This is a genomic window from Desulfitobacterium sp. (genome assembly GCF_982384815.1).
On sequence record NZ_CEVWNY010000025.1, the window covers coordinates 1 to 24,820 of the forward strand.

21 protein-coding genes and 1 tRNA gene are annotated in these 24,820 nt (G+C 43.7%); 16 read left to right on the top strand and 6 right to left on the bottom strand.

Features of this window, described 5'->3' with window-relative positions; translation table 11 throughout:
- Both AC1U9U_RS06035 and AC1U9U_RS06040 read left to right on the top strand, forming a co-directional pair.
- Positions 1-1,559, top strand: a 1,559-nt coding sequence (locus AC1U9U_RS06035; protein ID WP_479959652.1) for an L-lactate permease, incomplete at its 5' end; no start/stop codon positions are given.
- A 598-nt stretch (positions 1,560-2,157) separates the two neighbouring features.
- Positions 2,158-4,017: an L-lactate permease gene (locus tag AC1U9U_RS06040; protein ID WP_479959653.1), complete on the top strand. Its 1,860-nt coding sequence runs from the start codon at positions 2,158-2,160 to the stop codon at positions 4,015-4,017.
- 167 nt (positions 4,018-4,184) lie between these two features.
- Here AC1U9U_RS06040 and AC1U9U_RS06045 read toward each other — a convergent pair whose 3' ends face one another.
- The gene (locus AC1U9U_RS06045) at positions 4,185-4,454 is read right to left on the bottom strand and encodes a hypothetical protein (protein WP_479959654.1); all 270 of its coding nucleotides are present in this window, start codon (positions 4,452-4,454) and stop codon (positions 4,185-4,187) included.
- Between the two features lie 192 nt (positions 4,455-4,646).
- Between AC1U9U_RS06045 and AC1U9U_RS06050 the strand changes: the two genes are divergently transcribed.
- The 14 genes from AC1U9U_RS06050 to AC1U9U_RS06115 all read left to right on the top strand — a co-directional run bounded on the left by AC1U9U_RS06050 (position 4,647) and on the right by AC1U9U_RS06115 (position 19,150).
- Positions 4,647-5,354 carry a CPBP family intramembrane glutamic endopeptidase gene (locus AC1U9U_RS06050; RefSeq protein ID WP_479959677.1) on the top strand — a complete coding sequence of 236 codons (708 nt, stop codon included), beginning with the start codon at positions 4,647-4,649 and terminating at the stop codon, positions 5,352-5,354.
- Positions 5,355-5,441: 87 nt separating this feature from the next.
- On the top strand, positions 5,442-6,104 hold the full coding sequence (cmk, locus tag AC1U9U_RS06055) for a (d)CMP kinase (protein WP_479959655.1): 663 nt from the start codon (positions 5,442-5,444) through the stop codon (positions 6,102-6,104).
- A 36-nt stretch (positions 6,105-6,140) separates the two neighbouring features.
- Complete coding sequence (locus AC1U9U_RS06060) at positions 6,141-6,731, top strand: lysophospholipid acyltransferase family protein (protein ID WP_479959656.1); 591 nt, start codon at positions 6,141-6,143, stop codon at positions 6,729-6,731.
- Between the two features lie 119 nt (positions 6,732-6,850).
- Positions 6,851-8,833 (top strand): bifunctional 4-hydroxy-3-methylbut-2-enyl diphosphate reductase/30S ribosomal protein S1, encoded by a 1,983-nt coding sequence (locus AC1U9U_RS06065; RefSeq protein ID WP_479959657.1) that lies wholly within the window; start codon positions 6,851-6,853, stop codon positions 8,831-8,833.
- A 101-nt stretch (positions 8,834-8,934) separates the two neighbouring features.
- The gene (gene ftsW / locus AC1U9U_RS06070) at positions 8,935-10,122 is read left to right on the top strand and encodes a putative lipid II flippase FtsW (RefSeq protein WP_479959658.1); all 1,188 of its coding nucleotides are present in this window, start codon (positions 8,935-8,937) and stop codon (positions 10,120-10,122) included.
- A 32-nt stretch (positions 10,123-10,154) separates the two neighbouring features.
- On the top strand, positions 10,155-10,790 hold the full coding sequence (locus AC1U9U_RS06075; protein ID WP_479959659.1) for a hypothetical protein: 636 nt from the start codon (positions 10,155-10,157) through the stop codon (positions 10,788-10,790).
- Positions 10,783-12,120, top strand: coding sequence for a DUF512 domain-containing protein (locus AC1U9U_RS06080; protein ID WP_479959660.1), 1,338 nt, complete (start codon positions 10,783-10,785; stop codon positions 12,118-12,120). The genes AC1U9U_RS06075 and AC1U9U_RS06080 overlap by 8 nt, the downstream gene beginning before the upstream one ends.
- Complete coding sequence (gene der / locus AC1U9U_RS06085) at positions 12,113-13,438, top strand: ribosome biogenesis GTPase Der (RefSeq protein WP_479959661.1); 1,326 nt, start codon at positions 12,113-12,115, stop codon at positions 13,436-13,438. Before AC1U9U_RS06080 ends, der begins: the two co-directional genes overlap by 8 nt.
- Before the next feature lie 2 nt (positions 13,439-13,440).
- On the top strand, positions 13,441-14,028 hold the full coding sequence (plsY, locus tag AC1U9U_RS06090; protein ID WP_479959662.1) for a glycerol-3-phosphate 1-O-acyltransferase PlsY: 588 nt from the start codon (positions 13,441-13,443) through the stop codon (positions 14,026-14,028).
- A gap of 198 nt (positions 14,029-14,226) precedes the next feature.
- Complete coding sequence (locus AC1U9U_RS06095) at positions 14,227-15,255, top strand: NAD(P)H-dependent glycerol-3-phosphate dehydrogenase (RefSeq protein ID WP_479959663.1); 1,029 nt, start codon at positions 14,227-14,229, stop codon at positions 15,253-15,255.
- Between the two features lie 412 nt (positions 15,256-15,667).
- Positions 15,668-17,152, top strand: a complete 1,485-nt coding sequence (gene spoIVA / locus AC1U9U_RS06100; protein WP_479959664.1) for a stage IV sporulation protein A — start codon at positions 15,668-15,670, stop codon at positions 17,150-17,152.
- 179 nt (positions 17,153-17,331) lie between these two features.
- Entirely contained in the window at positions 17,332-17,775 is a 444-nt protein-coding gene (locus tag AC1U9U_RS06105) for an ACT domain-containing protein (protein WP_479959665.1), read from the top strand.
- A 68-nt stretch (positions 17,776-17,843) separates the two neighbouring features.
- Positions 17,844-17,920, top strand: a tRNA-Pro gene (locus tag AC1U9U_RS06110).
- 153 nt (positions 17,921-18,073) lie between these two features.
- The gene (locus AC1U9U_RS06115) at positions 18,074-19,150 is read left to right on the top strand and encodes an iron-containing alcohol dehydrogenase family protein (protein ID WP_479959666.1); all 1,077 of its coding nucleotides are present in this window, start codon (positions 18,074-18,076) and stop codon (positions 19,148-19,150) included.
- A gap of 1 nt (position 19,151) precedes the next feature.
- Here the strand turns inward: AC1U9U_RS06115 and AC1U9U_RS06120 are convergent, their stop codons facing one another.
- The 5 genes from AC1U9U_RS06120 to AC1U9U_RS06140 all read right to left on the bottom strand — a co-directional run bounded on the left by AC1U9U_RS06120 (position 19,152) and on the right by AC1U9U_RS06140 (position 24,740).
- A complete protein-coding gene (locus AC1U9U_RS06120) occupies positions 19,152-20,579 on the bottom strand; it encodes a vWA domain-containing protein (RefSeq protein ID WP_479959667.1) in 1,428 nt (475 codons plus the stop codon).
- Positions 20,580-20,583: 4 nt separating this feature from the next.
- Positions 20,584-21,672: an AAA family ATPase gene (locus tag AC1U9U_RS06125; RefSeq protein ID WP_479959668.1), complete on the bottom strand. Its 1,089-nt coding sequence runs from the start codon at positions 21,670-21,672 to the stop codon at positions 20,584-20,586.
- A 12-nt stretch (positions 21,673-21,684) separates the two neighbouring features.
- On the bottom strand, positions 21,685-22,488 hold the full coding sequence (locus tag AC1U9U_RS06130) for a hypothetical protein (RefSeq protein ID WP_479959669.1): 804 nt from the start codon (positions 22,486-22,488) through the stop codon (positions 21,685-21,687).
- A gap of 4 nt (positions 22,489-22,492) precedes the next feature.
- Entirely contained in the window at positions 22,493-23,188 is a 696-nt protein-coding gene (locus tag AC1U9U_RS06135) for a class I SAM-dependent methyltransferase (RefSeq protein ID WP_479959670.1), read from the bottom strand.
- A 244-nt stretch (positions 23,189-23,432) separates the two neighbouring features.
- Positions 23,433-24,740: an NAD(P)-dependent oxidoreductase gene (locus AC1U9U_RS06140; protein ID WP_479959671.1), complete on the bottom strand. Its 1,308-nt coding sequence runs from the start codon at positions 24,738-24,740 to the stop codon at positions 23,433-23,435.
- Positions 24,741-24,820: the final 80 nt, after the last annotated feature.

The following is a 24,820-nucleotide window of genomic DNA, read 5'->3' on the forward strand; positions in this document are numbered from 1 at the left end:
TGGTTGCCATCAGCGTAGCGATTTTTGTTATGAAGATGCCTGTACCCGCCACTCTCGCAGCTTTCACCTATGGTGCTGCCAGTGGATTGTTCCCGATTGGCTGGATTATTTTCGCTGCAATTTTCCTTTATAATACTACCTTAATCACTGGTAAATTTGAGATTTTAAAGAACTCTGTAGCATCTCTTTCCCCTGACCGCCGCTTACAAGCTTTGTTGATTGCTTTCAGCTTCGGTGCCTTCATTGAAGGTGCTTCCGGTTTCGGTACTCCGGTTGCTGTGTCCGGTGCGATTATGGTGGGCTTAGGCTTCCGTCCGATGACAGCTGCTGTAATCTGCTTGATCGCTAATACCGCCCCTGTTGCTTGGGGAGCTATCGGTACCCCGATCCTTACCTTGGGTCAGGTCTCCGGAATTCCCGCCGAACTTATTAGTATGCAAGCCGGTCGTCAACTTCCTTTCTTCTCCGTTATCGTTCCTTTCTGGCTCGTTGCTACCCTTGTGTTCATGGATAAAGGATCTTGGAAAGATGTCTGGGAAGTATGGCCCGCAGCCTTAGTATCCGGTCTGTCCTTTGCTATTACTCAGTTTGCTATGTCTCAAGCCGGTAACGTTATGCTCGTTGATATCGGTTCCGGTATCGTCAGTATGGTCGTAACTGCACTCTTCTTAAAAGTATGGCAGCCCAAGCATATCATGGGTCATGAAGATGCTCATGAAAACAAAGGCAGTGCGGCTACCCAACTTAATAAGAAGAAACTGGAGTTGCCTAAGTACAGTATGAAGGAATTGGTTACTGCTTGGATGCCTTGGGCTTTCCTCGCCATCGCCGTATTCCTGTGGGGTATGACCGGTGTTAAGAGCTTCTTAAACGGCATCTTTAACCCCAAAATTGCTGTTCCTTATGTTGATAAGCTCGTGTTCCACACCCCGCCTGTTGGCCCTGGCGATGCCGCAATGTCGGCTGTCTATAGCTGGAACATCCTGACAATGGCCGGTACCGGTATTATGCTGGCAGCTTTTATTTCCGGTATCTTCGTCTTAAGACTCAGTGGTCCCCAATGGAAACAAGCCTTTGTCATGACCGCCAAACGGATGGTTGTGCCCCTCACTGTTATCTGCTCCGTATTAGGCTTAGGTTATCTGACTCGTTACGCCGGAACTGATGCCATTCTCGGTTTGGCGTTCACAAGAACCGGATCTGCCTATCCTTTCTTCGCTTCTATGCTGGGATGGTTAGGGGTGTTCTTAACCGGTTCTGATACTTCCTCCAACGCCATGTTCGGCGGACTGCAAAAGATTACCGCTGAGCAGCTTGGTTTGAACCCTGTGCTTATCGTTACTGCCAACAGTACCGGTGGTGTTATGGGTAAAATGATCGATGCTCAGAGTATTGTTGTTGCTACCGTTGCTTGTTATGACGACCATAATGAAGGTATGGCTGCTGTAGGACCAATCTTCCGTGCGGTCATTTGGCACAGCCTTGCACTTGCAATCCTGCTTAGCGGATTGGTTTGGGCGCAAGCTTATATCTTCCCATGGATGCAAGTTCATATGTAGTCTAAGTAAAACCCAATTATGCAATAAATAGATAAAACTGAATATTATCACCTTATTTTAAGGGGCTGTTGTAAAACGAATAGCGAGAGAAAGTTCGTTTTGCAGTGGTCCCATTTTAATTTCTACGATTATGAAAATTTGAACAATTGGAAATTGATTGAGAAGGAGGAATTTTGGGCAAGGAGTCGAATAAGAATGATAATTACTATCATTTTCAATTGCTATGATAACCTGAATATTTATAAGGTTAGGAATTCAATGAGAAGGTTTCCAATGCTATTTAATGGTCTAGCCAAATGATAATCCAATGATAGGATAACGGAAACTCATAGTAACCCCCGCCCATATTAAGTGGTGGATTCTGAATTTACATGGAAGCAAATTAAGAAGAATTATATAGTAATATAGTTTGTTTATCTGCAAAGGGGGTGATGCGACAGTAAGAATTCAGTCAATATTAGGGAAGAAAGGAGCGGATAAGTAGATAGTGTCATCATTTTTCTAGAACCACTTGAACTGTTATTATAATATCCTTAATGGTTGTAGTTTTCTTAAACCTTATTAAGTACTTTAAAATCATCGTTGGGGAGGTTAATAAATGAGCATTCTATTACAAGGATTTCTGGCCTTATTGCCAATTATTGTTGTGGCGATTTTCCTTGTTGGCTTAAGATGGCCGGCAAGTAAGGCGATGCCCCTTTCATATATTACTGTAGTACTTGTTGGATTGTTTGCCTGGAAATTACCCGTTATGAAGATCATAGGCGGATCAATCAAAGGTCTCGGCGTATCGATTACTCTCCTTTATATTATCTTTGGCTCTGTTCTTGTTCTCTATACACTGATGGAGTCGGGAGGATTAGCTCAGATTCGTCAAAGCCTTATCGGAGTTTCTGCCGACAGACGTGTTCAGGTAATCATCGTGGCCTGGTTATTTGGTTCTTTCATTGAAGGTGCTTCTGGTTTCGGTACTCCTGCAGCTGTAGCAGTTCCTTTGATGTTGGGCCTTGGCTTCCCGGCTTTTGCCGCGGTTATCGCAGGTATGATGATCCAGAGTACCCCTGTTTCCTTCGGAGCAGTTGGTACCCCAATGCGTACGGGAGTCGGTACCGGACTAGGAACCGGGGCTGACCAAGGTGTTAATGAATTTGCAGCTCAGATCGGCATTCCCATTGTGGATGCTGCGGGCAATCTAAATCAAATTGCTTATTATGATCAATTCATCGCCTTGTTTGCTCATAACGTAGCTCTTTTGCACTTTGTCGGCGGTTTCCTGACACCTCTCTTCGTCGTAGCTTTCATGACCAGATTCTTTGGTAAAAACAAGTCTTGGTCTGAGGGTATAGCAATTTGGCCGTTCGCTTTGTTTAGTGCTCTTGCTTTTACAATTCCTTACGTTCTGATCAATCGTTTCGTTAACTACGAGTTAACCTCCATGCTGGGAGCGCTTATCGGATTGGCTATCGTTATCTTTGCAGCCAAGCGCAAATTTCTCACACCTAAAGAAAATTGGGACTTCATTGATAAGAAAGATTGGGATCCATCTTGGTCAGGTAGTGTTGATGTTCATTATGTAGAAAAGCCCGGTGGTATGTCCACATTTAGGGCATGGCTTCCTTACGTTTTTGTTGCCGGCTTAATTCTCTTTACTCGTCTAGTACCGCCGGTTAAAGCCTTCCTGAATAATGTAATTATCACCTATCCTCCCATTGGCGGCTTAGCGGAAAAATGGGCAATTCTCTATTCGCCGGGTACTATCTTTATCATTGTTTCCTTACTAACCTTCTTGGTTCATGGTATGAAGATGGATTCCTACAAAAAAGCTTGGTCACAAGCTGGTAAAGTCACTGCAGGTGCTAGCGTAGCCTTGATCTTTACCGTTCCTATGGTTCAAGTATTAATTAACTCCGGTGGCGGGGCTGCTGGATTCCTCAGTATGCCATATGCTATGGCAGAAGCTGTTTATTCATTAGCCGGTGGAGCATGGCCGTTATTTGCTCCGATTATCGGTGGCTTAGGTGCTTTCGTTGCCGGTTCCAATACCGTCAGCAATATGACCTTTTCCTTGTTCCAGTTCCAGACTGCACAGCTGATTGTGGATGGTAATCCCGCTCTTGCTCCGATGGCAAACGTGTGGCCGATTTGGGTTGTGGCTCTCCAAGCAATTGGTGGTGCAGCAGGTAACGTTATCTGTATTCACAACGTTGTCGCTGCTTCAGCGGTGGTCGGCTTCTTGGGACGAGAAGGGGATACCATCAGAAAGACCTTCCTGTTCTTCCTCTACTATGCATTAATTCCTGGTGCCTTAGGCTACTCTATACTCTACTGGGGTTCCAAAGGACCGTTTAACTTAGGTTCAATTATACTGGCGGTATTCTACGCACTAGTTATCTATGTTATAGCCACAAACAAGAGTAGGCTAAATAAGCTTAATGTTGGTATTAACATCAAAGGCTAATACTTGATTCCAGTGGATTGGCTAAACTTTCATCGATGACTCCTAATAAAAAGCAAAGCTTAAAAGATAAATAGCTTAAAAAATAATATACGATTTGCTAGTTGGCTAGACGTAAAGTCTAGCCTCTTTTTTATAAACGTTATCCAGAAAGAAGAACGTCGGAATCTTTAAGATGACTGGGTCGGATAACGGATGGCAGCATCAAGGTAAACATATTCAGAATCACGCTCCTGACGCACCATTCCCACGATCCCCAGGTCCTTTATCTCATCTAAATATACTTGAACGAAATGCTGATAAGCCCTTTCATCCCAAGGGTCTGTGAATTCCGCTACGCTCTCCAGATATTTTTGGAGAGGAATCCTTAAACGCCGGTGAAAAACTTGCAGGGTGGTAGCCTGTGCCGAATCTTCAATGACAGAATTACTGATGTTCATTTTTGACCTCCCGAATTCTTTGTTTTACAATAAGGATAGTATTTGCACTTTATTCATTTTTAGATAAACATGAGTTATACTCATTGAGTATATTGTTTTAGCGGGGTGAGACTAATCGAGAAACAAGAGTTTATACAAGAAGGTAATAGACAAGAGCAGAATAGTGAGGGCTCAGAATTAGGGGGAGAGACAATCACTGAGGTTCAACAACGTAAGCTAACCTGGATTGACTTAGTTTATGCTCTTTTAGGGATAGTTATTTTGTACCTGGGGATAGGCTTTATAATGGCCTGGGTCTCCACTTGGTGGGAGTATGAACGTATCCTTCTTTATGTCAATGGCTTCATGACCCAAGGGGCCTTTCTCTTGATAATTTTATTTATCATGAAGGTACGCAAATGGAGTTGGCGGGACTTGGGCTGGACGGAGGTTGGTAGTAGGTACGTAGGTAGTGTCCTTACTCTTTATATTCTTACTTGGATTATAAATATAATGTATGTATTTTTTTTGGTGGAAAGAGGCTTTACGCCTCCTGATACCGATGTTTATTCAAAGTTAATGGGCAATGCGACTATCATCACTTTCTGTTTGAACCTGATCTTAGCTGGGTTATTGGCACCTATTATTGAAGAAACTGTGTTTCGCGGAATTATTTTTGGCAGTCTGCAGACCTATATGGGTAAATGGACGGCGGCCGGGCTAAGTGCAGCCATCTTTTCCGGTCTTCATTTTCAATCTTACGGATTTTTTCCACGTTTTGTTTTAGGGATGATACTTGCCTATCTGGTAATGAGGTATAAGTCAATTAAGCCATCCGTGGCTCTTCATGCTGTCAACAATATTGTCGCCTTACTCTTGGTTGTCCTTTCTGAAGGGGCTTTAAAGTACTTTGGACAGTGACATTTATTAATAATAGATTGTTAGAGTTTGGGACATTATGGTATAATTAAATGTCTTTTTGAACAGACCGATATGAGGGTGTTGCTATTGGAAAATAATCTTCAGGTTGCTATTGATGGTCCGGCCGGAGCCGGTAAAAGTACTATTGCCAAAGCGATAGCTAAGAGATTGGGAATTCTCTACGTAGATACAGGTGCTATGTACCGAGCTATAACTTATAAGGCACTTAGCATTAATATTCCCATTGATCAGGAAAAGAATATTACGGATATGGCCTGGCAAACAGATATTACCCTTGACCATTCTGATGCGCGAAGGGTTTTTTGCGATGGACAGGATGTCACCGAGGTTATCAGGAGTCCTGAAGTGTCACGGAATGTCTCGATTATTGCTGCCTACCCCGGTGTAAGGGAAAGGCTTGTAGACCTCCAAAGGCGGGAGGCACAGCGGGGAAGCGTAGTTATGGATGGCCGGGATATCGGGACCTATGTTTTGCCCAAGGCCGATCTAAAGATATTTTTGACGGCTTCCGCCGAAGAAAGGGCCGAAAGACGCTGGCTGGAGTTGCAAAAATCCGGTAAAAACTTGACCTTTCAAGAGGTTAAAGAAGATATGGCGATTCGCGATCTAACCGATCAACAGCGGGAAGTCTCGCCCTTGGTTCCGGCTGCCGATGCCATTATTCTGGATACCACCGGTCTATCCATAGAGGAGATTGTGGATCGGATTATTGACTTGATTAAGAATTAAGTTGAGTATGGACGATGTGAGGAGATAGGATAGACAATGAGCCTATATCATTTTTTAAAGAGTGCGTTTCGTTTGCAATTCAGAGTGATGGGTTGGAAAGTTTATGGCGGGGAGAATTTTCCGAAGGGTGGACCAGTGATCTTGGTTAGTAACCATGTCAGCATGTGGGACCCCATCGTGGCGGCTTGCAGTGTTCCTCGCAATGTTTCTTTTATGGCGAAAGAGGAGTTGTTTTCGAACCCTCTTTTTGGACGAGTTCTCCGCAGTTTGGAAGCTTTTCCAGTGAAGAGAGGTCAAGGTGATACCAGCGCTATTCGTAATTCCTTGAAGGTCCTCAAGGAAGGGAGGGTCTTGGGACTCTTTCCGGAAGGAACCCGTTCCAAATCAGGGGAGCTGCAAAAAGCTTTTCCCGGAATGGTTTTATTAATGGAAAAAAGCCAGGCACCGATAGTCCCGGTTAGAGTTAACGGAACCCAAAAGCTACTGACTCATGGTTGGGGTAATATTGAAGTAATTATCGGCACGCCAATAACCCCTGAGCAACTAAAAGCTCCTGAAGGAGTAAAAGACCGCCGGGAATGGGCTGCTGCTAAGATTATGCAAGAAATTGAAGATTTAAAGCCTTAGGGTTTACCTGTAATTAGATAATGAATTATTTTTCATGGAGAGGGCAATTTAAAACTATTGAAGGATTTTTGGGAATAATAGCGAAGTTTAAGCTTAATGCTGGTTAAGGAGGGGCAAATTTGAAAATCGTCCGGGCGGAGAAAGCCGGATTTTGCTTTGGTGTAAAACGAGCGTTGGATATGGCGGAGCGCACTGCTCAATCCTCAACTACGGCGTCTTTGGGACCATTGATTCATAACAAGCAAGTTGTGGAGAAGATGGAGAAGCAGGGGGTTCGTGTGGTCGGAGATGTAAAAGAGACTCAAGCAGGAGATACTTTGATTATCCGCTCTCATGGTGTTCCCCCGGAAATCTATCAGGAAGCCCAAAACTGCCAAGTCCAAGTAGTGGATGCGACCTGTCCCTTTGTTCAGAAGGCTCAGCGCTTAGCAGCTGAATCTTCCCGGACAAGTCAAGTCATTGTGGTGGGGGATCGGGAACATCCTGAGGTGCAAGGGATTTTAGGCTGGGCGGGTGGCAATGCTATCGCCATTGAAAAGCTTGAAGAGGCCATGGAGCTCCCCTTCTTTGAGAAGCTTTCTGTATTGGCTCAAACCACGCAACCGGCGGCGAATTTTCACGGAATTGTCGGGGAGTTGAAAAAGCATACTAATGAACTCAAGGTACATAATACTATTTGTAATGCTACCGAGGAACGACAAACAGTAGCCCGTGAATTAGCCGGTAAAGTGGATATCATGGTGGTTGTCGGTGGGAAAAACAGTGCCAATACCAGAAAACTAGCTGGTATTTGTTCTGAACATGCCAGAACCTATCTCATCGAGACTGCCGATGAATTGGAAAATGACTGGTTTAAAGGGGCGGAAACTGTCGGCTTGACAGCGGGTGCTTCTACACCAGATTGGATTATTGAGGAGGTTTATAGGAAGATGTCGAACATGGATAATAATGAAACTAATGAAATGATGAATATGGAAGATTGGGCGGAAGGGATGCAAACTTTGCATCGTGGAGCTTTGGTCACAGGAACCGTAGTAAAAATTACTCATGATGAAGTGTTCGTGGACTTAGGGTGGAAATCCGAAGGTGTTGTCAACTTAAAAGAACTTTCTGTAGCAACCGATGCGGACCCTAGAGATATTATCTCCATCGGTGATGAAATCAAAGCGGTAGTGCTGCGAGTAGAGAATGAAGAAGGAAACCCTGTCCTATCTAAGCGCAGAGCCGATGAAATAGCTGCTGCCGATCGTCTTCAGGAGTTAGCTAACTCAAAAGAAGAGATTCAGGGTAAAGTCGCCGATGTGGTTAAAGGCGGGCTGATTGTTGATGTGGGAATGCGGGGATTTGTACCTGCCTCCCAAATTCAGCCGGGCTATGTGGAAGACTTGAATCAATTCAAGGGACAAACCCTCCGCTTGCGGGTAATTGAATTTGATCCCGCTAAACGGCGAGTTGTGCTTTCCCAAAAAGTTATTTTACAAGAAGAACAAGTGGCCAAGCGGGAGCACCTACTTGCGAACCTACAAGAAGGGGAGGTAGTTAATGGTGTCGTTAAGCGATTGGCTCAATTTGGGGCTTTCGTGGACCTAGGCGGAATTGATGGACTTCTCCATGTATCCGATATGGCTTATACCCGGGTCAAACATCCTTCGGAGTATGTTAATGTAGGGGATCAAGTGGAAGTCCAAATTCTGAACGTGGACAGAGAACAGGGGAAAATCTCCTTAGGCCTTAAGCAATTGAAGCCAAGTCCTTGGGAAAATGCCGCCGAAAAATATGCCCTAGGTAGGTTGGTTACCGGGAAAGTGGTTCGGATCGCTCCCTTTGGTGCTTTTGTGCAATTAGAAGATGGGGTGGATGCCCTAGTCCACATTTCTCAACTTTCTGAGAAACGGGTCAATAAAGTTGAAGATGTGGTAAAGGTCGGCGATATGGTTCAGGCTAAGGTTATCGAATGTAAACCGGAAGAAAAACGTATTAGCTTGAGTATTCGTGAAGCAGCTGCCGATGCTCAAGCAACTGAAGATGCAGAACTTCTGGCAAGTCAGCCGGAGGCACCCCAAGTAACTATCGGTGATATTGTTCAACAGGAATCAGAATAAACGGAAACTAATTAAGAGTGTCGATGACTTCTTGCAATCATGCAGGAAGTCATTTGCTGTCCATAGAATATTATTCGTGGAAGTTAAAGTGAGGGGTCTGTATGCCAAAAAAACGCAAACGTTCTTTTCTTGGTAAACTACCGAAGCCTTTGCATGAAGTTGATTTTTACTTAATAATCTCTGTCTTGGCTATACTGGCCTTTGGCTTGGTTATGGTTCTTACGGCCGGTTCGGTACGTGGGTACAATTACACCCAGAATTCTTTTCATTACGCTTTCCAGCAAGGGAAGTGGGCTTTGTTGGGCGGAAGCATTGCCTTCATCATAACGAGGATCCCTTATCCGGTTCTTAAGAAATTTGCCGGTATCGGCATGGCCATCACCTTGGTTCTGCTATTGCTTGTGATCAAATCCGATAATGCCGTTGAAGTCAATGAAGCTTCCCGCTGGTTGGATATTGGCCCTGTCAATATACAGCCCTCGGAAATCGCTAAGCTGGCCATGGTGCTTTTCTTGGCCAATTATCTTGATCGTTATCCTGTAAAACGCTTCAGAGATCTCACTATACCGGCATTTATCCTCATCCCCCTGTTTGCTCTTGTCTACAAGCAGCCGGATTTGGGAACAACTATGGTTTTGGTATTTACGGCTGCGGCTTTCTTTTGGTTAACAGAGTTGTCGGCCTTCTGGTTTTTGCTGGCAATTCCCTGCTTAGGTGGCCCTCTTCTTTATCTGATTCATAATACCACCTACCAGTGGAACCGGATTCTCGTCTGGCTGGATCCTTGGAAATATGCCTCAAAGCTTGGTTATCAGATAACCAATGCGGAAATTGCTTTTGGCTCAGGAGGTATTTTCGGAGTGGGACTGGGCCGCAGTATGCAAAAATTCGGCCATTTGCCGGAACCCTATACGGATATGATCTTTGCTTTGATTGGTGAGGAATTGGGCTTAGTTGGGACCCTGTCTTTAATCGGGTTATTTATATTTTTTTATGGAAGAGGCTTTTATGTTTCAAGAAAATGTCCCGATCGATTTGGACGGTTACTGTCCTTCGGTATAACCTTTTCCTTGGCTATCCAAACAGGAATCAACCTTTGTGTGGTAACTGGGGTGTTACCGGTGACGGGGATTACCTTGCCCATGATATCTTATGGGGGGAGTTCCTTGGTCATCACTTTAGTGGAAATCGGCATTCTCTTGAATATTTCCCGCTATAGTAAAATAACCTTACCCCAGCGACCTTCCTTATCAATATCTTCGGTTGAAGGAGGGACTTTGCGGGAATAATAGGGAAAGTCAGGCTCAAGGAGGCGGTAGGCTTGGTTTTCCCCTTGGGAGAATGGTTAATCTTTAGTCTTGGATTTTTGGCCTGGATGGAGTGGCCCGTTTTTCGTTTTGCAAAAAGCTTGAGGCTACTCCCTGTGGCTTGGTTATTGGGCTGGATTTTTGAACAGAATTTTGCTTTTTTCGGAGTCTGGAATTGGCAGTTTCCGCGGATTTTTGTGTTAATTGTCTTTATCTGGATTGCCCGGAAAAACCCCTCAGGGCGCCGACTATTTTCACTCCTTATGGTGGCGATTTGTTTATTGGTACGGGATCTTTTTGTTTTGAATGAACCGGGCATCTTCGCTTACGATCAATGGTTGTTTGCCGCGCTTTTTGTAGCAGTTGCTTTTTTCAGCTCCGGTAATCTATGGGGGATGAGCCTGGCCCTTGCCGCCGGGCTGTTAATAGATAATTTTTTTATGATATTCTTCTTTAATGGAGTTGTTAAATACTATAACTTGCCGAATTCTTTCCTCTGGCATTTCAGCATAGGCTCTTGTGTAATCATCGCTGCTTTTAAGCAACTCCTTGAATATTGGCGGGACCGCAAAAGTTTAAACCTGGACCCGGAGTTTGCTCTGCAAGAACCGGGAAGGGAAGAGGGAAGGGCATTGAGAAAGGATGACTAGCTTGAGCAAAGGTTTAGTCGTTGCCAGTGTAGATATGGGCTGTATTGCCGAGGAGATGGAAATAGAACGTGGGGATCGGGTCCTTGCGGTTGACGGAAAAGAGATTCAGGATATTATCGATTTTCAGTATTTAACTGCTGAAGATGAGTTCACGCTCCTTATCGAAAAGCCTGATGGGGAACTTTGGGAGCTGGAGATTGAAAGATCTTATGGTGAAGAACTGGGTTTGGAGGTTCAGGCCATCAGTTCTCAGGGCTTAAAGCTATGTAAAAACAATTGTGTCTTTTGTTTTGTGGCCCAAATGCCCAAAGGGATGCGGGGTAGTCTCTATGATAAGGATGATGATTACCGTCTCTCTTTGACTCAGGGGAGTTTTGTGACACTCTCCAACCTGGATGAAGCCGAATTCGAGAGAATTCTGAGATTCCACTTGAGCCCCTTATACATATCCGTTCATGCTTGGGATGCCGAGGCTCGGATTCGCTTGATGAAAAATCCTCAAGCCGGTAATTTATCTGTACAGTTGAGAAAATTAGCCGAAGCCGGGATCCAGATTCACTCCCAAATTGTTGTGGTACCGGGTTATAATGATGGTGAAATCCTTGAAGAAACTGTCTCAGAATTAGCCAAGCTCCATCCGGCGGTCCAATCCATTGCGGTAGTTCCGGTGGGGTTGACGAAATATCGGGAAAGGCTGACGGAGTTACGCCCGTTTACTGCGGAGGAAGCCCAAACAATCCTAGCAAAGGGTGAAGCTTGGCAAAGAGAGTATCACCAGCAAACCGGTCGTAATCTTGTCTATTTCTCTGATGAGTTCTATGCCTTAGCAGAGTGGAATTTCCCGCCGGTTGAAACCTATGATGATTTTGCCCAACTGGAAAACGGGGTTGGGATGGCCAGCAAATTCCGCCATGAATTTGAGTATTATCTGGAGCGTGCTCCTCGTTCTATTCCTGAGCGGAAAATTCATCTGATCACCGGAGTTTCCGCTACTCCTTTTTTCAGAAAGTTGATAGAAAGATTGGCCAACATTCAGGGTTTGACCATCACTTTACATACGGTTGCAAATGAATTTTTTGGTCCCACGGTGACAGTGGCCGGTTTATTGACGGCGAAGGATATTGCTAAATCAATAGGTAATATTAATGGAGAAATTTTTCTGGTTCCACGGGTAATGCTAAAAGCAGATGAAGATATTTTCTTGGATGATCTCAGTGTGGAATGGTTAGCTGCCCAAATTCAGGGTAAACCCATCGTGGTTGAGAATCACGGTGGAGATTTATTGGCGGCAGTAACCGGATCGGATTTGGAGGGTGAAGATTTTGAGTAAGCCTGTAGTTGCAATAGTGGGAAGGCCAAATGTGGGGAAGTCCACCTTGTTTAATCGCTTGGCAGGAGGGCTGGTGGCCATTGTCGAGAATCGGCCTGGGGTCACCAGAGATCGCTTGTATCGGGATTCCGAATGGCTGGGCCGTAAGTTCACGATTATCGATACCGGGGGAATTGAATTCGTTAATGAAAATACCCCCATTGCTGCCCAGATGCGCCGCCAGGCGGAAATTGCCATCGAAGAAGCAGATGTTATCGTTTTTGTCATCGATGCCCAGATTTCGCCGACTCCCGATGATGATATGATTGCTCAGACTCTGAGACGTTCCGGCAAACCGGTGATCTTAGCGGCCAATAAAGTAGAGGATTTTGCCAAAGCAGATTTATATGAATTCTATAACTTAGGACTGGGAGAACCGATCCCTATTTCCGCTGTTCACGGTATGAATATCGGTGACTTGCTAGATGAAGTTATTTCCTATTTTCCAGAAAATATTGAGGAGGAACTGGACCCCGATACTATTCGTATCGCCGTGATTGGTCGTCCCAACGTGGGCAAATCCTCCCTAGTCAACACTTTGCTCGGTGAAGAACGGGTGATTGTCAGCAATATTCCGGGAACCACTCGGGATGCCATTGACTCGGCTTTTGAGCATGATGGTAAGCACTACGTAATCATCGATACTGCAGGGATGAGAAGAAAAGGACGGATTGAGGAATTAACAGAGCAATACAGTGTTTCTCGTTCGTTACGGGCAGTGGATCGCTCCGATGTGATCCTGATGCTCATTGATGCTGTTGAAGGAGTGACGGAACAGGATAAAAAGATTGCCGGCTATGCCCATGAAGCAGGAAAAGGGATTGTGCTGGTAGTCAATAAATGGGACTTAGTCGAAAAAGACGAAAAGACCATGAATCGCTTCGAGAAGGACATTCGAGAAGAACTGGGCTTTATGCAGTATGCGCCGACTCTCTTCATTTCGGCTAAAACGGGGCAGCGGGTCACTAAGCTTCTGGATTTGGTTGATTTTGTGGCTGAACAAAATTCTACGCGGGTAGCTACGGCAACCTTAAATACTTTGGTGCGGGAATGGATTCATCTTAATCCACCGCCTACAGATAAGGGGCGGCGTTTAAAGATTCTTTATGCAACTCAAGCGGGAGTGAAACCCCCAACCTTTGTCTTTTTTGTTAATGACCATGAGCTGATGCATTTTTCCTATCGTCGGTACCTGGAGAATCAATTGCGGGCCAGCTTCGGCTATGAAGGTTCGCCAATTCGGATGATTGTAAGACAAAAGGATGAAGAGAGGGAATAAGAATGTGGGAGTATGCCATATTCATGATCGCTTATTTGCTGGGGGCTATTCCTTTTGCCTATCTGGCAGGCAGTTATAAGGGGATAGATGTTCGAAAACACGGCAGCGGCAATATGGGTACCACCAATGCCTTCCGCTTGCTGGGGCCGAAGATGGGTGTTCTCGTTCTCTTGGGAGACGCTTTCAAGGGTGCTTTGGCAGCCTTTCTGGGGGAGCTGTTTTTTGGTCCTTGGGGAGGAATCGCAGCAGGTTTGTTGGCAATGGCCGGACATAGTTGGAACCCTTTCTTTGGGTTTAAACCCAGTGGCAAGGGGGTAGCCTCTGGTTTTGGTATAATTATAGTCCTCATGCCGATAGAATCACTTATTGCTATTTCTTTGTTTATCTTGGTGGTGTTTTTCACTCGCTATGTTTCGATGGGTTCGGTGGTGGGAGCCTTAGCCGTTGGCATCTTAGTTTTTGTCTTTAATGAGCCTCTGGCGTATAAGGTTTTTGGAGTGGTAGCTGTCTGTGTCGTGATCCTTCGTCACCGGACTAATATGCAAAGAGTCCTTAATGGAACTGAAAATCGGTTAAATTTTAAGAAGTAGGGGCGGGGCTCTGCTCCGCCCGATTAAAAAGATTATCGCCCATTTATTTGGTCCAGATACTTCGCTAAATCGCTCAGTATGATAAAAATCAAAACGACTTGTCATCCTGAGCGGAGTGAAGGTCTTTTTCGGCTTAGATTTTATACTGTAAGTTCTTTAATAGATGCAAATTAATTGACGCCAGAGAGGGGGATTATGTTGGCTAAGATAACTGTTTATGGTGCTGGAAGTTGGGGAACTGCTCTAGCGGTTTCGATGGGTAAGGCCGGTCATGAGGTGGCATTGCTTGGTCGCAATTCCAGCGAGATGAGTTTGATGGATCAGCGGCGTGAGAATCTTCGTTATTTGCCGGGAGTGGTGCTGCCCCAAACCATTAAACCCACTGTGGATCATCAGAACCTTGAGGATTCCGAAATGGTCGTCCTTAGTGTACCTTCCCATAGTGTCCGGGAGACAGCGCAAAAGATCAAAGCCTATCTTAAGAAAGATACTGTCATCGTGAACACGGCCAAAGGCTTGGAGGAGGGTAGCCATAAACGACTCTCCCAGGTTCTGGCGGAAGAACTTCCCGATAACTCCATCGCGGTCTTGTCCGGACCCAGTCATGCCGAGGAAGTAGGCAGAGATATGCCTACTACTGTTGTTGTCGCTTCCCAGGATATTCAAATTGCGGAATTTGTCCAGGATCTCATGATGACGCCTAAGTTTCGTGTCTATACCAATCCGGATACCATTGGAGTGGAGCTGGGGGGAGCCTTTAAGAATATTATTGCTTTATGTACCGGCCTTGCCGATGGTTTGGGTTTTGGTGATAATACTAAAGCCGCCCTTATGACCCGCGGTATTGCGGAAATTACTCGATTGGGTGCGGCTTTGGGGGGCAATCCCTTGACCTTTGCCGGTTTGGCCGGGGTAGGGGACTTAATCGTAACCTGTACGAGTCAGCATAGCCGGAACCGTCGGGCAGGGGTTGCCTTAGGTCAAGGAAAGCCCTTAGAGCAAGTTCTGCAAGAAGTGGGGATGGTGGTCGAAGGGGTCAGGATAACGAAAATTGCCCATGAGCTCAGTCAAGAACTTGGCATTTCCATGCCTATCACCGAGCAGGCTTACCAAGTTTTGTTTGAGGGTTTAGATCCGAAAATTGCTGTTACTACCTTGATGATGAGGGGGAAAAAGCATGAGATCGAGGAAGTTGCGGTGATTGCGATGGCAAAAGGGGCTTCATAGGGTTTCCAATAGACATCTAATATGGTTCTATTCTGCAATGTTAGCAATGGTAGGGAAAAGTAAAAAAGCCTATATTGGTAGATAGTCTAACGCAATTAGGGTTGGTGCTGAATTATAATATTTGGCGCCAGCCCTAGTTTTGTTTATCGGGAATGGAATAAATTGCTTGAACCTGACATAGCAATGATAAAGGATTGGGTATTAGAGATGAAAGGACCTGAACAGGGGAAATAAATTTCTAGGGGCAAAAAGGAAAAATGGCATAATTGCCCAAGCCGGTCAATATACTTATACTGCGTAACGTGCTAGTCCAGTTATCCGGTTTCCATCATCTTGTGTTAGGGAGGTGGGGGGATAAGGTGGGGGCCCTTCCCCGGTTTTGGGACAGCACCTAAAAAGGGAGGGAATATTTGTGGAAAAAGTGGACATTTTTAAGGATATCGCGGAGCGTACTGGGGGCGATATCTATCTCGGAATCGTTGGACCAGTCCGTACAGGGAAGTCCACCTTTATCAAACGCTTCATGGACCTCCTCGTCCTGCCCAATATCACAGATGTGTTTGAGCGGGAGCGGGCGAACGATGAACTTCCTCAAAGTGGTTCAGGAAGACAAATTACTACTACGGAGCCCAAGTTTATTCCATCTGATGCAGTGGAAATCCTCGTTAAAGACAGCATTCAAATGAATGTTCGTTTGGTCGATTGTGTTGGCTATGCAGTGGAAGGGGCTATTGGGTATGAATCAGAAGATGGGGAAGAGCCCCGTCTTGTCCGGACTTCCTGGAGTGATGAACCAATCCCGTTCCAAGAAGCAGCTGAGATTGGCACACGCAAAGTAATCACCGACCATTCGACGATCGGCATCGTGATCACCACAGACGGCTCCATAACGGACATCCCCAGAGAGGCATACTTGGAGGCAGAAGAGAGGGTTATTGAGGAGCTAAGGGAATTAGGAAAGCCTTATGTGGTAGTTATGAATACCACCCGGCCTTATGCGGAAGCAATTATGGAATTAACCAGCTCACTGGAAGAAAAATACAATGTACCGGTAATTCCCGTAAATTGTTTAGACATGACTCCGGAAGATATTACCCAAATCCTCGAAGAAGTCCTTTATGAATTTCCGGTTGCCGAAGTAAATATTGAAATTCCTAAGTGGGTTGAAGAGCTTGACTCCAGTCACCCCGTCCGGGCCAGCTTCGAAGAGTCCGTTCGTCAATCCATCGAAGGAATCAGCCGTATTCGGGATATCGATATGGCATTGGATAAACTAGGAGAATGCCCTAATGCCCAGGATGTTCTGCTTAAGCAGATGAATTTGGGCACAGGTATCGCCGAAATCGAAATGACAGCTATCGATGGACTCTTCAAGAAAGTCCTTGAGGAAATGACCGGCGTAAATGTAGAAGGTGAGCATACTCTAATGAGATTAGTCCTCGACTACAGCAAAGCCAAGAGAGAATGGGATAAACTTGCACCGGCTATTGAAGAGGTTCGTGTCAACGGTTATGGTGTGGTCACCCCCCATCTTGATGAAATGTACTTAGAAGAGCCGGAACTGGTTAAATCCGGCGGCCATTACGGAATCAAACTAAAAGCTAGTGCTCCGTCCTTGCACATACTACGGGCCGATGTTACCACGGAAATCACACCTTTGATTGGAACAGAAAAGCAAGCGGAGGATCTCGTCCGCTACATCCTTGATGAATTCGAATCTGATCCCAAAAAGGTATGGGAATCTAATATCTTTGGCAAATCTCTTCACGACCTAGTTCGGGAAGGTGTTCAAACCAAGCTCTACCGGATGCCGGAAAATGCTCAACATAAACTTCAAGATACTTTGCAGCGTATCGTCAATGACGGCAATGGCGGCCTAATCTGCATCATCATCTAAAAACGAGGGTTCCTACGGGAGCCCTTTTTTAATAGTTATTTTCACTGAACATTGTAAAGAATCTTTTCTAAATAACACATGTTGCCACACGGCGGACATTTGCTTATAATATTCCTAATAGAATTCCTGTATGAGACAGGAGGATGGTTTCCTGTATCATTAGCAAGGAGCGGAGAAAAATGGCTGGTAATAAAGATTTTTTAATCGTAAGCAAGGACATACTCCCGGAAGCGATCCTCAAAACAGCCCAAGCCAAGGAACTTTTGGCCAAGGGTGATGTTACTACAATTAATGAGGCAGTGGATCGAGTTCAGCTTAGCCGAAGTGCCTTCTATAAATATAAGGACGGAGTTTTTCCTTTTTACGAAGCCAGTCGGGAAAAGATCATCACTTTTTCATTAACTTTAGAAAACACTGCCGGAGTTTTATCCAATGTTCTAAATAAGATCGCCGGCTTTCGGGCTAATGTGCTTACTATTAATCAAGGCATACCCTTGCAAGGAATTGCCAATGTCACTATCTCCGTAGAGAATACCGGGATGGTTGATACACCGGAAAACCTACTGACCGCCTTAGGGGAGATCCTGGGGGTAAGGAAGATAGAAGTAGTCGGGCATAATTAATTTTACTCTTGCATTTTCCGTAAAGTTATGTTATTTTATATAAGTCCCTTGAATTGGGGATAACTAATCGGGGCGTGGCTCAGCTTGGTAGAGCGCTACCTTGGGGTGGTAGAGGTCGCACGTTCAAATCGTGTCGCTCCGACCATATATGTCAGTTAAACCTGCAAATCTGTGTTAAAACGGTTTTGCGGGTTTTTTTGTTTTAATCTTCCTTGGATTTCACAATTCGCAATTCTTTTGGTACTATAGAGAGTGTAAAAGTCGCAGGAAAGAGGATGAACTTATGAACATGTTTTTTATGCCAACTAAGATTTACTCAGGTGAAAATGTTGTTGTAGAAAATTATGAAACCTTAAAAGCGCTCGGGCAAAAGGCTATGATCGTTACAGGTCGCTGGTCATCGAAGCGCAACGGCTCACTAAGGGATATGGAAGAAGCTCTTAAAAAAGCTTCTATTGACTATGTAATTTTTGATGAAGTTGAAGAAAACCCATCCCTTGAAACTATCGAAAGAGCAGGGGAGTTAGGTAAACAAGAAAAGGTAGACTTCTTAGTAGGTATCGGTGGAGGGTCACCTATTGATTCTGCTAAATTTATCGGTATTCTAATCCATAATCCGGAGTTAACAGGGACAGAAGTTTTTGGTCAAAATGGACTTCAATCCATTCCTATCGTAGCTGTGCCAACCACATCGGGGACAGGAACTGAGGTGACTCAATACGCCATCGTGACCATCCACCAAGAAAAAACCAAAAAGAATTACGGGCAAATTGTCTTTCCAACCCTTGCCTTCCTTGACCCCAGATATACTTTGGAGTTACCCTTGGATATTACTGTCAATACGGCCTTGGATGCCTTATCTCATTTGGTAGAAGGTTACCTTAACCGAAATGCCGGTCTTTTATCCGATGCAATCGCTGAAGCAGGGATGAAAATCTGGGGTCAATGTATCGAAGGGTTGCTTGCCGGGAGCTTTGACCTAAAAGAGAGAGAAAAACTTATGATTGCCTCGACCCTGGGAGGTATCTTGATCGCTCAAACCAGCACATCCTTGCCCCATGGCATGGGTTATGCTCTAACCTATAATAAGGGTGTGCCCCATGGTTTAGCTAACTGTGTATTGTACGTGGAATATCTTAAAGTCTTTACAAACAGAGAAAAGGTCGACCGTTTGCCAAGCCTCTTAGGGATAAAAGACTATAGCACCCTTGAAAATGTCTTAAAAAAGCTGACGAAGGCCGATATCACTGTAACTGATGACGAAATACGCGCATACACCTCAAGTATGATGGAGAATAAAGGAAAATTGGCTAATCATCCGGAGGAAGTAACCGACGACGATATCTATAATATCTATAGAAGAAGCTTAAGTTAAGCTAAATATGCATGCTTTCTTGGTCATTCATGGAGTAGCCATCCCTTTTAAGGTCACTTATGGATAAGGAGTCATCTTTTAGGGCAATATCTTTAAGCCTTTTTACGGTTCCGTAAGGTTCTTTTAAGGAAAGCTCTTTTCCCCGCCCGGAAATAACCCATAAGGTTTTATACCCCCGAGGTATGGTGAGAAGCTTTTCTTCACCTTTGCCGTCAGTAAAGTAGATTAACAAGTTTATCTTTTGTTGATTAGCGTATTCGAAAACAGGGGTAAATTGAGTGCCCCCTCTGATTTTGCTTCTTTCTTTGATATCCTTTACGGACTTGACTTTGTAGACACGCCTGATTTCATTATCACATTCGATAATCGTAATTTCCTGATTGTAATTCTTAACAATATCAAGCACTTCCTTAAGGGCTTGATTGAATTCTTCCTCACTAATGCTGCCGCTGATATCTAGGGCGACAAGGATTTTTGCTTTATGGCTTCTCAGTTCACCCCTTAAATCCAGTCGATCGGGCTGTCTTCTATTTTTTCTGGTAATGGTTTTCTTTTTATTGCTTTCCACGGTTCCCATCAACCGCTTAAGATATAGATGCCAAGGCAATTCACGGTTGCTATTTTTCAGTGATGAGATCATATTTCCTAAATAGTCAGGGATGCTCCCTTTCAGAGCATTAGCAATAAACTTTTCCGTAAATTCTTGAAGTGTTTTTTTATCAATATCACTGGATTCTTGCCATATTTGGTGAGTTTGCTTCGGGTCATAATCTTTTGCTATAACTTGATCTAGATTGCGATCATCAAACTCATCAGCATTTTCATCCGTCTCATCTTTGTCCTCTTCCTCAGTTTCCTCTTCGGCATCCCGTAAGTCCAGAGCCGTTTGAAGCTTTTCCACATAGTATTCAAAAGGCTGAAAGGGCAAGAGTTCTAAAGTATAATATAAATTTACCCATTCCAGAGTGGTAGCATAGGGGGGAAGATGATCTAAATATTTATTGACTACTATATCCATGGCCATATTAATGGCTAAGGTGCTATAGCTATTCTTCAATTCCTTGGCCCTTATTAAATGCATCGATAAGATATGGAGTATTTCGTGTTTGATCATACTTGCCATTTGTTTTAGGCTAAGGTTCAGAAATATAATGGGATTGAAAGAAAGAACATATTTAGCGCCTTCAAAATTCACAGCGGTAGGGCTGCTGATATCGAAGCGTATTCTTTTGGACATTTGAAACAAAAAGTATCCATAAAAGTTATCTTTGTCTTCCATAAGCGATAGAACCGCTTTATCGACAAGACTAAAGAATTCTGCTTGAAAATCTGGAGAAATATTTATTTCGGAATGATTATGATCCGCTTTTAAAACCAGTTGATAGGCTTTTTCGTAAAGTGCTTTTACTTGGGTTTCAAATAATTCCATAGTCTCACCTTATTGCGGTATAAGTTTCAAAATATGACTCAATAAAAGCTTCATTTTCTAGTACAAGTTCATATACCAGGGGGTAGCTATTTCTAATATCCTTCATAATGCCGATCTTTAAGTCGACAGGATATAAATTTAGAAATGCAACCAGTCTGTTGGCATAAAAATTTGACTCTTGGCTATTGTTTTTGATATTTGCTTCTAATCGTTTAAGAATATTCTTGGCGGAGAGATAGAGCCTGGTATGGCTTTCTTTTTTTATTCTTTCCGACACAGATTCAGGCAAAATATCTCCTGAAAAAACATCTTCATAAGCAAGAAGTGGACTATAATCAGATTCAACAAAATTAACAAACTCTTCGGCGATTACTCTTCCTACATTTCCCTTGACAACATTCAGAAACACGGCTCTTGGAATGGTATCTTTTTGTTCTTTGTAGATTTTATAACTACTGGAAATTCGCTCATAGCTTCTCGGGGTTGCTCTAAGATCGTCTTCATTGATCTTGTGCAAATATTCGGGGAAGGTGGAGATAAACTCAATGACTTTTTGCTCAAGTCCGGCCTCTATTGACCAGTCTAGCCACTGGTTAGCATCAGGCTCCATAAATAACCAGACAAATCTATTTTCTTGGGCTGCGTCCATATCGACAACCTGGTAATCGAATTCTGAGCCATATTTGCTGGAAGGATTCATAGCAGCTAGAATTCTGACATTTTCGTGGACTTTGTAGCCGTTAATTTCCCGATTTAAGATCAAATTCATAAGTTCCTGTTGTACCGTATGTTCACAACGGTTGATCTCATCGATAAACAAGAGCACTGTTTTTCCTTTAGCTATTTCTTCATCGATTTCTCTTAGTTTATGATGAACGGCGTATACTGTGGTTTTATTTTCAATAGTCGGCAGACCGCCGATTTCTCCTTCTTTAAGGAGATTTCCATTGATAACAACTAAGCTCCACTTATTCTTTTGAGCAAGCTCTTTGGCCAAGGCTGTTTTGCCGATTCCGCTTTCACCAACAATTAGAGGGACCTCGCCGGTGGATAATACTAAGTCAACACTTTTAAATGTATCTACAAAATTCATTACCTTTCTCTCCTATAGCAACTTCAGCTTTTCATCTACAGTTATTTTTTTGGCTTTTTTACTTCCATATCGATAAATAAACATGATTTTATCCAAGGGCATTATGCCGTAATTTTTTTCTAGCGTACTACAATTTATATAATCCCTAACATATTTTTCGTTAACATCTTTACTAGATAGTCCTTCCTTCAAAACATCCTCTAATTCTTCCTTAGAAATTTCGTTTAAAACGTACTTAATGACTAAAATATTTACTTTTAAAAATTCTAGAATTTTATTTTTATTTAAATCATTGATAAAGGTAATAGCTCTCTCATTATCTTTAATCGCTATAAGTTCCACCTTTGGTGTAGGAGAATTGATAAACCTTAGTGCCTCGTAATTGATTTTTACCGCTTCTTCTTGGACACTTTCATGAGGTTCTTTAATATATTTAATTGCATCATAATTTTTTCTGACAGCTAATAATTGCAGTTCCACACTGGGATTATTAACATATTGGATGGCCCAGCCGGCTTGATTTAGGGCTAATTTGATTAATTCATCCTGAGGATTTCCAATATACTTTAAGTTAACCCATCCGTCCGCGATAGCTTTTATCATCATCTCCACCGTGGGGTTATTAATAAACTGAATGGCTCTTGGATTATTTTTCAAAGCTAATTCTTGCATCTCACGGGTTGGATTATCGATATATTCTAAGGTAAGACCATTCTTTTGGACAGCTAATAATTTCATTTCATCTGTGGGATCTTTTAGATGGGCGATAGCAGTTGGATTATTCTCGATTAATTGAATAAGCTTTGACTTTTCCATAACGTTATTTTTCCTTGACCCACTTTGCTATTACAAAACCTGGATTTCCTTCCCGTTGCGCTTCCCAGGCGAGTGCTTCATCCGTATTTTGAATCTGGGGTGGGAAGAAAAGACATTCGCCGATTTCCACCGGCGCACCGATTTGCCAGGAGGATATTTCCTCTTTGGTATAGAGTGCGGCACGGGCGAAGACAGAGGTGGGTTTTTTGCGTGCCGCCTCTGCATAGTATTCACTCCAGGCACTGTTACCGGCGATGACGCCGATCATCATGCAGCCCCCAGGCTTTAAACGGCTAAACAGTTTTTTTAAGACTTTTTCCGGTTCTGGAACAAATTCAAAAGCGGTCATGGAAAAAATTCCATCGTAAGTTTCAAGCTGATCAAGAATTTCTCTAATATCTGCCTGCCACCAGTGAACAGGTTGTACTATTGAGGATTTCTCCTCAATAGTAGCAATTTTCTTCTTAGCCAGAGTCATCATTTCACTGGAAATATCCACGGCAGTGACTTCAAAACCCTCCTGCACAAGCCAGCTCGTATATTGTCCGGTACCGCATCCGATCTCCAGAACCTTGGGCCCTGGTGCCCTAAACATGGACTGGGCTAAATTACGTTCAACTTGATCGGATACTGCACCAAGCTCAGTGTCATACCATGAATCATAATGTTCGGCAACATGGTCGAAAAGTGCTTCATTCATTTACAATCACCCTTGTCTAGATTTATACTTCTTATTTCTTATCTAATATGAATCTTGATAAAGAAAGGAGTTTGTCGTAAAGTGGATATATTGTCCAGATTCTATCATGATAACTACCCACCGCTACCAAAACTTTGTTAGTATTTTCGACAAAAGACGGCAGATCCCTTTTTGACTAGTCAGAAAAAGCCTTAGCCCATTCTAATTTTGGCCTAAGGCTCGGAGCTTTTATTCAATTGTGTTACTAAGCCTTGTTTCTTCTTAATAGATAAGCATGCATTTCGATGGCGATTCGTCGACCTTCGCCCATCGCTTTGACTACGGTTTCCGGACCATGAACAACATCACCAGCGGCAAAAACCCCTTCTCTCGTCGTCATACCATGTTCATCACAGATGAGCAACCCTTGTCTATCTACTTGAAAACCTTCAGAGGTCGAGACAATCCGTGCGAAGGGTCTCTGTCCTATAGCATAAATCACTTTGTCTACAGGTAAAACAAAGCTCTCTTCAGCCTTGACAATAACCCGTCCTTCTTCGGAAACCTCAGTAGGTGCACATTTAATCCCTTTCACGGCGGTATCCCCTAAGATTTCAAGGGGAGCTGTAAAGGGCCGAATTATCACTCCATCGGCAATAGCTTCATCCCGCTCGATATCCCGGGCTGCCATTTGGTTCAGACCGCGACGGGCCAGAATTGTGACCTCAGCGCCTAAGCGACTTGAAGAACGGGCTGCATCCATCGCCACATTACCTGCCCCGATAACAATTACTTTATCTCCTGGCTCGATAGGCAATTCCAGCTTGGGCAATTGACCTAAGTTATAGAGGTTCGTGGTTTGGAGAAGGAAAATCGCGGAGAATACACCTTGCAGTTCTTCTCCGGGAATGTTTAATTTTTGAGGTAATCCGGCACCTGTGCCAATTAATACTGCTTGATATCCTTGGGTAAAAAGGTCATCCAAAAGAATATCGGCCCCAATTAAAGTGTTTAGCTTGAATTCAACCCCCATGTTTTTGATCTTCTGAATTTCCCTTCTCACAACTTCCTTGGGCAAACGATATTCAGGTATTCCATGAAGGAGTACACCACCCGGTTCGGCTTCCCCTTCAAATAAAGTAACGGCATACCCTAGTTGGGAGAGTTGAACAGAAGCCGCTAATCCCGCTGGGCCTGAGCCAATGACGGCAACAGGTCCCATCGTGGGAATTATTTTTTGAAATTCGATTTCCTTTCCCTGATCGGCAATATATTGTTCTAATTTGCCGATGCGAACGGCCTTCCCTTTTCGTGCCAAGATACAACCTGCTTCACACTGCTTCTCTTGGGGGCAGACACGTCCACAAACCGCGGGTAAATAGCTGTGACGATAAATTGCTTCCAGGCCTTGACTATAATTATCTTCTCTCACTGCTCTAATAAATTGAGGAATAGCATTATTAACCGGACATCCTTTTCTGCACCCGGGATTTTTGCATTGAAGACAACGTGAGGCCTCTGCTAGCGCTTCTTCTTTTGTAAACACTGAATTGAATTTATTCATATCTCTCACAATTATCCCCTCAACTTAAATGGTTTTTCGAAAATCTTTCTGATTATAACACAAACATGCTGTTGAAAGGTCTTGAAAAT